Annotated in this window: 9 protein-coding genes; 6 read left to right on the top strand and 3 right to left on the bottom strand. The window is 72.9% G+C overall.

Annotated features, from left to right (window positions below):
* Nucleotides 1-52: 52 nt before the first annotated feature.
* Nucleotides 53-1,030 (bottom strand): HAD family hydrolase, encoded by a 978-nt coding sequence (locus LCE31_RS31525; RefSeq protein WP_225020444.1) that lies wholly within the window; start codon nt 1,028-1,030, stop codon nt 53-55.
* A gap of 291 nt (nt 1,031-1,321) precedes the next feature.
* On the opposite strand from LCE31_RS31525, the gene LCE31_RS31520 reads away from it, so the two are divergent.
* The 6 genes from LCE31_RS31520 (at nt 1,322) to hemB (ending at nt 8,096) form a co-directional block, all read left to right on the top strand.
* Nucleotides 1,322-1,558 carry a glutaredoxin family protein gene (locus tag LCE31_RS31520; RefSeq protein WP_225020446.1) on the top strand — a complete coding sequence of 79 codons (237 nt, stop codon included), beginning with the start codon at nt 1,322-1,324 and terminating at the stop codon, nt 1,556-1,558.
* A gap of 373 nt (nt 1,559-1,931) precedes the next feature.
* The gene (locus LCE31_RS31515) at nt 1,932-2,846 is read left to right on the top strand and encodes a redox-sensing transcriptional repressor Rex (protein ID WP_225020442.1); all 915 of its coding nucleotides are present in this window, start codon (nt 1,932-1,934) and stop codon (nt 2,844-2,846) included.
* Complete coding sequence (locus LCE31_RS31510; RefSeq protein WP_225020440.1) at nt 2,843-4,180, top strand: glutamyl-tRNA reductase; 1,338 nt, start codon at nt 2,843-2,845, stop codon at nt 4,178-4,180. Before LCE31_RS31515 ends, LCE31_RS31510 begins: the two co-directional genes overlap by 4 nt.
* Nucleotides 4,177-5,169, top strand: a complete 993-nt coding sequence (gene hemC, locus LCE31_RS31505) for a hydroxymethylbilane synthase (RefSeq protein ID WP_225020438.1) — start codon at nt 4,177-4,179, stop codon at nt 5,167-5,169. Before LCE31_RS31510 ends, hemC begins: the two co-directional genes overlap by 4 nt.
* Nucleotides 5,166-6,824 carry a uroporphyrinogen-III synthase gene (locus LCE31_RS31500; protein WP_225020436.1) on the top strand — a complete coding sequence of 553 codons (1,659 nt, stop codon included), beginning with the start codon at nt 5,166-5,168 and terminating at the stop codon, nt 6,822-6,824. Before hemC ends, LCE31_RS31500 begins: the two co-directional genes overlap by 4 nt.
* Before the next feature lie 276 nt (nt 6,825-7,100).
* Complete coding sequence (gene hemB, locus LCE31_RS31495) at nt 7,101-8,096, top strand: porphobilinogen synthase (protein ID WP_225020435.1); 996 nt, start codon at nt 7,101-7,103, stop codon at nt 8,094-8,096.
* A gap of 54 nt (nt 8,097-8,150) precedes the next feature.
* Here hemB and LCE31_RS31490 read toward each other — a convergent pair whose 3' ends face one another.
* Nucleotides 8,151-8,639: a hypothetical protein gene (locus LCE31_RS31490; RefSeq protein ID WP_225020433.1), complete on the bottom strand. Its 489-nt coding sequence runs from the start codon at nt 8,637-8,639 to the stop codon at nt 8,151-8,153.
* Between the two features lie 5 nt (nt 8,640-8,644).
* The coding region (locus tag LCE31_RS31485; RefSeq protein WP_225020431.1) for a hypothetical protein at nt 8,645-9,162 on the bottom strand (518 nt) is incomplete at its 5' end.

Genomic DNA, 9,162 nt, shown 5'->3' with positions numbered 1-9,162 from the left:
GGGCCCGGGCGGGCCCGGGGCGTGTCGCGCGGGATGTGCGGGGTGCGCGGGGTCAGTGGCGGCGGCGGTGCAGGGCGACCGCGGCGACGGTGCCGCCCGCGAGGGCGCCGACGCCCGCGGCGGCCGGGATGCCGACCTTGGCGGCCTTGCGGCCCGTGCGGTAGTCGCGCAGCCGCCAGCCGCGCTCACGGGCGTGCTTGCGGAGCTTGGCGTCGGGGTTGATCGCGTGCGGGTGGCCGACCAGGGACAGCATGGGGATGTCGTTGTGCGAGTCGCTGTAGGCGGCGCAGCGCGCGAGGTCGAAGCCCTCGGAGGCGGCGAGGGCCCGTACCGCCTCGGCCTTCGCCGGGCCGTGCAGCGGCTCCCCGACCAGACGGCCGGTGTAGACGCCGTCCACGGACTCGGCGACCGTGCCGAGCGCGCCGGTCAGGCCGAGCCTGCGGGCGATGATCGTGGCGGTCTCCACGGGCGCGGCGGTCACGAGCCAGACCTGCTGGCCCGCGTCGAGGTGGGCCTGTGCGAGGGCGCGGGTGCCGGCCCAGATCCGGTCGGCCATGTACTCGTCGTAGATCTCGTCGCTGATGGTCATCAGCTCGGCGACGCGGTGGCCCTTGACGATGGACAGCGCGGAGTCCCGCACGTCCTGCATGTGGTCGGGGTCCTCGACGCCCGCGAGCCGGAACCAGGCCTGCTGCCAGGCGAACCGGGCCAGTTCGCGGCGCTGGAAGAACTTCCTCTTGTACAGGCCCCTGCTGAGGTGGAAGATCGCGGCGCCCTGCATCACGGTGTTGTCGAGGTCGAAGAACGCGGCGGCGCGTGCGTCGCCGAAGACCGGGAAGTCGGGGACCGCCTCCGCCGGGGCCCCGGGCGCGCCGGTCGTGTCCTCGGTGGCCCTGGCCCCGTCGTCGCGGTCGGCGAGGCCGACGTCGGTGGTGGACCTGCGTGCTGCCTCGGCTGCGGCCTCGCCCGCCAGGACGCTCCTGGCTGTCGCGGAGCGCCTGCGCGGAGTGAGCCATCCCAGTGCGGCCATACGGCGAGCATAGCCAGTTCGTCCGGCCTTCCCGGCTCGAAGGGGCGCCCCGGGCGTGAACACTCGCCAACCGGTGTGTTAATCGGCACACATGATGATCGACCACCGCCTGTGGACAACGGCTGTGACGCGATCGCGCCGGGGCGGAGAATGGGAGCCATGACTCCACTGCTGCGGCGTACGAAGAAGGCGGGCCATGCCGGCGACGGCGGCGCCCGCGACGGCGAGAACGGCGCCGAGCGCGCCCGCGACGGCGAGAACGGCGCCGAGGCCGGCGGCGCGGCGTCGCGCGTGCGGCGCGTGACGCTCATCTCGAAACCGGGCTGCCATCTGTGCGACGACGCCCGGGCCGTGGTCGAGAGGGTCTGCGCCCAGACCGGCGCGGACTTCGAGGAGAAGGACATCACCGGGGACGAGGCGCTGCGCGACGCGTACTGGGAGCAGATCCCGGTGGTCCTCGTGGACGGCGAGCAGCACACGTTCTGGCGGGTGGACGAGGGCAGGCTCCGGCGTGAACTCGCCTCGTGAGTGCGGAGGCCGGCGGCCCGCGGGCCATCGCAGGGGCGTCGTCCGCGCCCCCGAAGTACGCCCCGGCCGGGCGGATCGAAGGGCTGGGGCACATGGGAAAGGCGGTTACGATCGCGGGTGCTTTGCCGCTGTCTCCGAGACAGGGGTGTGTGGGTGAGAGGTGTGTACCGATATGCCCCCGGGCTTGCCGCAACGGTCTGACCTCGTGGTTGGTTCCGCGACCGCGCGATCGGAGCGCGTGACCCCCATCACTTTGGTCGGACAAACCGGACACCATCTTTGTGCACGCGTTCACAAAGACATAGCCTGCATTCGACGGGGCGGCCACGAAACGCACGACCGCCTGCAACCCCGCTCATCCCGCAGGAGCACCGTGGCAACTGGCCGAACGCACCGACCGGCGACTCGCAGCCGAGGCATTCCCGAGGCCACCGTCGCTCGTCTTCCGCTGTATCTGCGGGCCCTCACCGGACTCTCCGAGCGCTCGGTGCCCACGGTCTCCTCCGAGGAGCTCGCCGCCGCGGCCGGGGTCAACTCGGCGAAGCTGCGCAAGGACTTCTCGTACCTCGGCTCCTACGGCACCCGCGGTGTCGGCTACGACGTCGAGTACCTCGTCTACCAGATCTCGCGCGAACTCGGCCTGACCCAGGACTGGCCCGTCGTCATCGTCGGTATCGGCAACCTCGGTGCCGCGCTCGCCAATTACGGCGGGTTCGCCTCCCGCGGCTTCCGCGTCGCCGCGCTGATAGACGCCGATCCGGCCATGGCGGGCAAGCCCGTGGCCGGGATTCCGGTGCGCCACTCCGACCAGCTCGAAGAGATCGTCCGGGACAACGGCGTGTCCATCGGTGTCATCGCCACCCCGGCCGGCGCCGCCCAGCAGGTCTGCGACCGGCTCGTGGCCGCAGGGGTCACCTCGATCCTGAACTTCGCGCCGACCGTCCTCACCGTCCCCGACGGCGTGGACGTCCGCAAGGTCGACCTCTCCATCGAGCTCCAGATCCTCGCGTTCCACGAACAGCGCAAGGCCGGTGAGGACGTACCGGAGGTGCCGCCCCCACCGCCGACGACCGTCGCGCAGGACGGCGCGGTGCGCGCGGACGCCGCGGGCGACTCCGACGGCCCGAGCGGCACCGACGACGCGAGCGGCACCGACGACGCGAGCAGCGCCGACGACGCGAGCGGCACCGGCGGCCCGGGCGCCGCGGCCGCCGGGCGCGGCACCCCCGCCGCGGCCCGGGACCGCAAGGGCCCCGACGACGAACTGCCCGCGGTGATGCCGGCATGAGTCTCCTGGTCGTGGGCCTGAGCCACCGCAGCGCACCCGTCAGCGTCCTGGAGCGGGCCTCGCTCCCCGCCGACGCGCAGGTCAAGCTGTTGCAGGACACCCTCGCCGCGGAACCCGCCACCGAGGCGGCGGTCCTCGCCACCTGCAACCGCATCGAGCTGTACGCCGACGTCGACAAGTTCCACGCGGGCGTCGCCGAACTGTCCACGCTCCTCGCGCGGCACAGCGCCGTCGGGCTCGACGAACTCACCCCGCACCTCTACGTCCACTACGAGGACCGGGCCGTCCACCACCTGCTCTCGGTGGCCTGCGGCCTGGACTCGATGGTCATAGGCGAGGGGCAGATCCTCGGCCAGATCAAGGACGCGCTCGCCCTCGGCCAGGACCTGCACACCGCAGGCCGCCTGCTCAACGACCTGTTCCAGCAGGCGCTGAGGGTCGGCAAGCGGGCGCACAGCGAGACCGGCATCGACCGGGCCGGGCAGTCCCTCGTCACCTTCGGACTCCAGCAGCTCGCGGGCGCCGGCGGCGTCGACGCGTGGGCCCGCGGGAAGCGGGCGCTGATCGTCGGCGCGGGATCCATGTCCTCGCTGGCCGCCGCCACCCTCGCGAGGGCGGGCGTGGCCGAGATAGTGATCGCGAACCGCACGGCGGCCCGCGCCCAGCGGCTCGCGGAGATCCTCCAGCAGCCCGGCGGCACCGGTGTGCGGGCCCGCGCCGTCGAGATGGCCGCCGTCGACACCGAGCTGGCCGCCGCCGACATCGCCGTGTCCTGTACCGGCGCCACCGGCCTCGTCCTGACCGGCGACGCGGTCCGCGCCGCCGCCGACGGCCGGACGGCCGGCGCGCCGCTCGCCCTCCTCGACCTCGCGATGCCCCGCGACATCGATGCCGAGGCCCACCGGATCGACGGCGTCTCCTTCGCCGACATCGAGACCCTCGCCGACGCGTCCGCGGACGCGCCGATGGCCGCGGCCGTCGACAAGGTCCGCGCCATCGTGTCCGAGGAGGTCGCCGCGTTCGGCGCCGCCCAGCGCGCCGCGCACATCACCCCGACCGTCGTCGCCCTGCGCGCCATGGCCGCGGACGTCGTCGCGGGCGAGATCGCCCGCCTCGACAGCAGACTCCCCGGCCTCGACGAGAAGGAGCGCGCCGAGATCACCCGCACCGTGCGGCGCGTGGTCGACAAGCTCCTTCACGCGCCGACCGTGCGCGTCAAGCAGCTCGCCGCCGAGCCCGGCGGCGCCGGGTACGCGGACGCGCTGCGCGAACTGTTCGACCTGGACCCGCAGACGGTCGCCGCCGTCAGCCGTGCCGACCGGAGCAGGTCATGACGGCCCCAGCGGCTCCCACGCCCGCCGGCGCCGACGCCCGCCCGCTGCGCCTCGGCACCCGCCGCAGCGCTCTCGCGAAGGCGCAGTCCCAGCGCGTCGCCGACGCCGTCGCCGCCCTCGCGGGCCGCCCCGTCGAGCTCGTCGAGATCACCACGTACGGCGACACCTCCCGCGCGCACCTCGCGCGGATCGGCGGTAGCGGCGTCTTCGTCACCGCCCTGCGCGACGCGCTGCTGCGCGGCGACGTCGACCTCGCCGTGCACTCGCTCAAGGATCTGCCGACGGCCCAGCCCGACGACCTCGTCGTCGCCGCGGTGCCGCGCCGCGAGGACCCGCGCGACGCACTCGTCGCCCGCGACGGGCTCACGTTCGCCGCGCTGCCCGACGGCGCCCGCGTCGGAACGGGCTCCGCGCGCAGGGCCTCGCAGCTCCTCGCACACGCCCGCGGCCACGGCCGCGCCATCGAGATCGTGCCGGTCCGGGGCAACACAGACACCCGGATCGGGTACGTCCGCGAGGGGGAGCTCGACGCCGTCGTGCTCGCCGCCGCGGGCCTGAACCGCCTCGGCAGGAGCGGCGAGGTCACCGACATCCTGTCGGCCGGCACCGTCCTGCCCGCTCCCGGCCAGGGAGCGCTCGCTGTAGAGTGCGCGGCGGTCAACGGAGACCTCGCCGCTTTGCTCGCCGAGCTCGACGACCCGGAGACCCGGGCCGCCGTGACCGCCGAGCGGTCCCTGCTCGCCGCCCTGGAGGCCGGCTGCAGCGCTCCCGTGGGAGCCCTCGCCGACCTGCTGGCCGACGGGCAGATTGTCAACGAAATGCGCCTGCGTGGCGTCGTCGGCACCCCCGACGGCTCGACGCTGGTGCAGCTGTCCACCACCGGTCCCGTACCCGCGTCGCACCAGCACGCTCTCGCGCTCGGGCGCGAACTCGCGTCCGAGATGCTTGCCAAGGGTGCGGCCGGTCTTATGGGGGAGCGAGCACATTGAGCCCCACCGCCACTGACCTTCCGGCCCACTCCGCATCGGGGTACGTCACCTTCCTCGGTGCCGGACCCGGTGACCCGGGTTTGCTGACTCTGCGCGCCGTGGAGGCGCTCGCGGGGGCGGACGTACTGATCGCCGAGCCCGAGGTGCTCGACGTCGTACGTACCCATGCCCGCGACAGTGTGAGCATGCCCGCACTGACGGTTGTTGATGACGCATCAACAGCCGCCGGTATCCCCGCGATCAGGGATGCCGCCAATCTTGTCATGGAGGCCGCGCGGGGCGGCAAGCGGGTCGTCCGTGCGGTCTCGGGCGACCCGGGGCTCGACGGCGACGCGGGCCGCGAGATGCTCGCCTGCGCCTCCGCCGGCATCCGTTTCGAGGTCGTGCCCGGCATCGCCGCCGCCGTCGGAGTGCCCGCCTACGCGGGCGTTCCCCTGCGGGACGCGCAGGGCGCCGACGTACGGTTCGTCGACGCGCGCACCGCGAGCGAGCGCTGCTGGAGCGAGGTCGGCGCCAGCGACGGCACCGCCGTCGTCGCGACGACGCTCGACACGGTCGCCGCCGCCGCCGGCGAACTCGTCGCGGCGGGCCGCAAGCCGGACACCCCGATGACCGTCACCGTCGCCGGTACGACGACGCGCCAGCGCACCTGGACGGCGACCCTCGGCACCATCGCGGGCACCCTCAAGCAGGCCAAGGTGCTGCCGTCGCCCGACGGGCACCAGCCCGTCATAGCCGTCGTCGGCGAGCGCAGCGCCGCCGCGCAGCGCGACCAGCTCGCCTGGTTCGAGTCCAAGCCGCTGTTCGGCTGGAAGGTGCTCGTACCGCGCACCAAGGAGCAGGCGGCCTCGCTGTCCGACCAGCTCAGGTCGTACGGCGCGGTGCCGCACGAGGTGCCGACCATCGCGGTCGAGCCGCCGCGCACGCCCCAGCAGATGGAGCGCGCGGTCAAGGGCCTCGTCACCGGCCGCTACGAGTGGATCGCCTTCACGTCCGTCAACGCCGTCAAGGCCGTGCGCGAGAAGTTCGAGGAGTACGGGCTCGACGCCCGCGCCTTCGCGGGCATCAAGGTCGCCGCGGTCGGCGAGGCCACGGCCGCGTCACTCGTCGACTTCGGGGTCAAGCCGGACCTGGTGCCGAGCGGCGAGCAGTCCGCGGCCGGGCTGCTTGAGGACTGGCCGCCCTACGACCCGGTCTTCGACCCGATCGACCGGGTGTTCCTGCCGCGCGCCGACATCGCCACGGAGACGCTGGTCGCCGGGCTGATCGAGCTGGGCTGGGAGGTCGACGACGTCACCGCGTACCGCACGGTGCGCGCGTCGCCGCCGCCCGCCGAGACGCGGGAGGCGATCAAGGGCGGCGGGTTCGACGCCGTGCTGTTCACGTCGTCCTCCACGGTGCGCAACCTCGTCGGGATCGCGGGCAAGCCGCACAACGTGACGGTGATCGCGTGTATCGGCCCCGCCACGGCGAAGACGGCGGAGGAGCACGGCCTGCGGGTCGACGTCCTCGCCCCCGAGCCGTCGGTGCACCGCCTCGCCGAGGCCCTCGCGGCGTTCGGCACGGCGCGGCGCAGCGCCGCGCTCGAAGCGGGCGACCAGGTCACCCGCCCCAGCGAGCGCAGGCCCGGCGCGCGGCGGCGGCGCACCACCTGAGGCGCCGCCCCGGGCGAGCGGCACGGTACGCGCGAAGCACGGGCGCGGGTCGCGATCGCGCCCCGCGCCCGCGGCGCGTGGACGTCCCGCGCCGCCGGTGCGGGGGCAAAACCCCCCGTGCCCCGGGGGGGGGGGGGGGGGGGCGGCGCGGGCGGGCCCCCCCCCCCCCCCCCCCGGCGCCGTCCCGGCAGCCCCTCGCGTACGCGCCCGTCCTGCCGGACCGCGCCGACCCGTCGGCCGTTCCATCCGACTCGACTTCGCACGAGGCGACTTCTGATGACTGTGTACGGATCGTTCCCCGGCGCCCGCCCCCGGCGGCTGCGCACCACGCCCGCGATGCGGCGGATGGTCGCGGAGACGCGGCTGCACGCGGCCGACCTGATCCTGCCCGCGTTCGTCCGCGAGGGGATCGACGCGCCGGTTCCGCTGGCCGCGATGCCCGGTGTCGTGCAGCACACCCTGGACACGATCCGGAAGGCCGCGGTCGAGGCCGTCGCCGCGGGCGTGTCGGGGATCATGCTGTTCGGCGTGCCCGAGGACGCGAAGAAGGACGCGGCAGGCACGGCGGGCACCGACCCCGACGGCATCCTCCAGCGGGCAATCCGCGCGGTGAGGTCCGAGACGGGCGAGGACCTGGTCGTCATGTCGGACCTGTGCCTGGACGAGTACACCGACCACGGCCACTGCGGCGTGCTGACCCCCGACGGCCGCGTCGACAACGACGCGACGCTGGAGCGGTACGCGGAGATGGCGCGGGTGCAGGCCGACGCGGGCGTCCACACGGTGGGCCCGAGCGGCATGATGGACGGCCAGATCGGCGTGATCCGCGAGGCGCTGGACACCGTCGGCAAGGAGGACGTGTCGGTCCTCGCGTACACCGCGAAGTACTCCTCCGCGTTCTACGGGCCGTTCCGGGAGGCCGTCGGATCGTCGCTGCGCGGCGACCGCAAGACGTACCAGCAGGACCCGGCGAACGTCCGCGAGTCGCTGCGCGAACTCGCGCTCGACCTGGAGGAGGGCGCCGACATGGTGATGGTCAAGCCCGCGGGTCCCTACCTGGACATCCTGGCACGCGTCGCGGGCGAGGTGGACGTGCCGGTGTGCGCGTACCAGATCTCCGGCGAGTACGCGATGATCGAGGCCGCCGCAGAGAAGGGCTGGATCGACCGGGACGCGGCGATCCTGGAGTCCCTGACGGGCATCAAGCGGGCGGGCGCGGGAATGATCCTCACCTACTGGGCGACCGAGGTCGCAGGCAAGCTGGCGCGCTGAGGCACGTGCGCGCCGGGGCGGCGGCCGCGAGCGTGCGCCGCCCCGTCGCGCCGGCTACTCCGCGATGTGCGGGTGGAGCCACACAGCGCTCAACTCGCCCTCGACGAGCTGGAGTACGACGCCGCTCGCGATCTCCGCGTACGCACCGGCCCCGGACGGCGAACGGCTGACCCTGATCCAGCCGGTCTCTTCGTCGTGCTCGACCGCGAACTCCTGCCCGCGCCACACGGGGACCGAGACCGCTTCCTCCAGCGGTGGATCGGCTTCGACCGACACGCGCGCCTGGGCCGCGGGAGGAACCGGGAGCCGCGCCGGGACCCACGACTGCGCCGGAAAATATCCCCAGGCGTACAGGACGGCGCCGCTGTCGGCGTCCGTCTCCAGTTGCAGCGTGTCGATGACCAAGCTCGTCCTTCGCCCCTCACCCATCCGCTCCGCCAGGTCCGCCTCGTCCGCGGCGTCGAAGGAGAAGGAGTACTCGGACTTCGAGTAGGTCAGGTACCCGGAGAGGGAGGAGCCGGGGAGCGTGCGGAATTGGAACACGGGATTTACCTAACGAAATTGAAGTGAAGAATTGTGTTTGTCTTTGAATCGATGAGAAGCTCCCAGGTCCCCTCTTTTCCGTTCAGAGCACCAGGAGTATCCCAGCGCACGGCGCTGGCCAAGCCGCGCGGGTCGGCAGTCGGCTTGCCACCCTCCATGATCTCACGCACCAATTGATTCGATTTCATGAAGGGTCGTGCGGGTTGGCCCGACTTCGTAATGTCGTTGAAGTGATTCTCGACCGTCTTGGTCATCTTGAGGTTGTCGGGATCGATTTTTTTCGCAAGCGCCTCGGGGCCCTGGGGATCTTCTCCCGGAACGGGGTCTCCGTCTCCGCCGGTCGGAGGTTCTGAACCTCCCTCTCCTCCTGTGCCGCCACGTCCTCCGACGCTGACGGGCTCTCGTGCTGTTCGGGCCAGTTCCTCTTCGAGTTCCTGGCTGACTTCGGTGGTTTCGGCGTCGATGGTCTCGATCTCGGGGACGGCTTCTGCGGCTGTTTCGAGTTCGGTTCCGACATCGGCGA

Origin of the sequence: Streptomyces sp. 8L (assembly GCF_020176795.1) — a bacterium.
Classification (GTDB): Bacteria; Actinomycetota; Actinomycetes; order Streptomycetales; family Streptomycetaceae; genus Streptomyces.
This window is presented reverse-complemented; position numbering and strand designations above follow the sequence as displayed.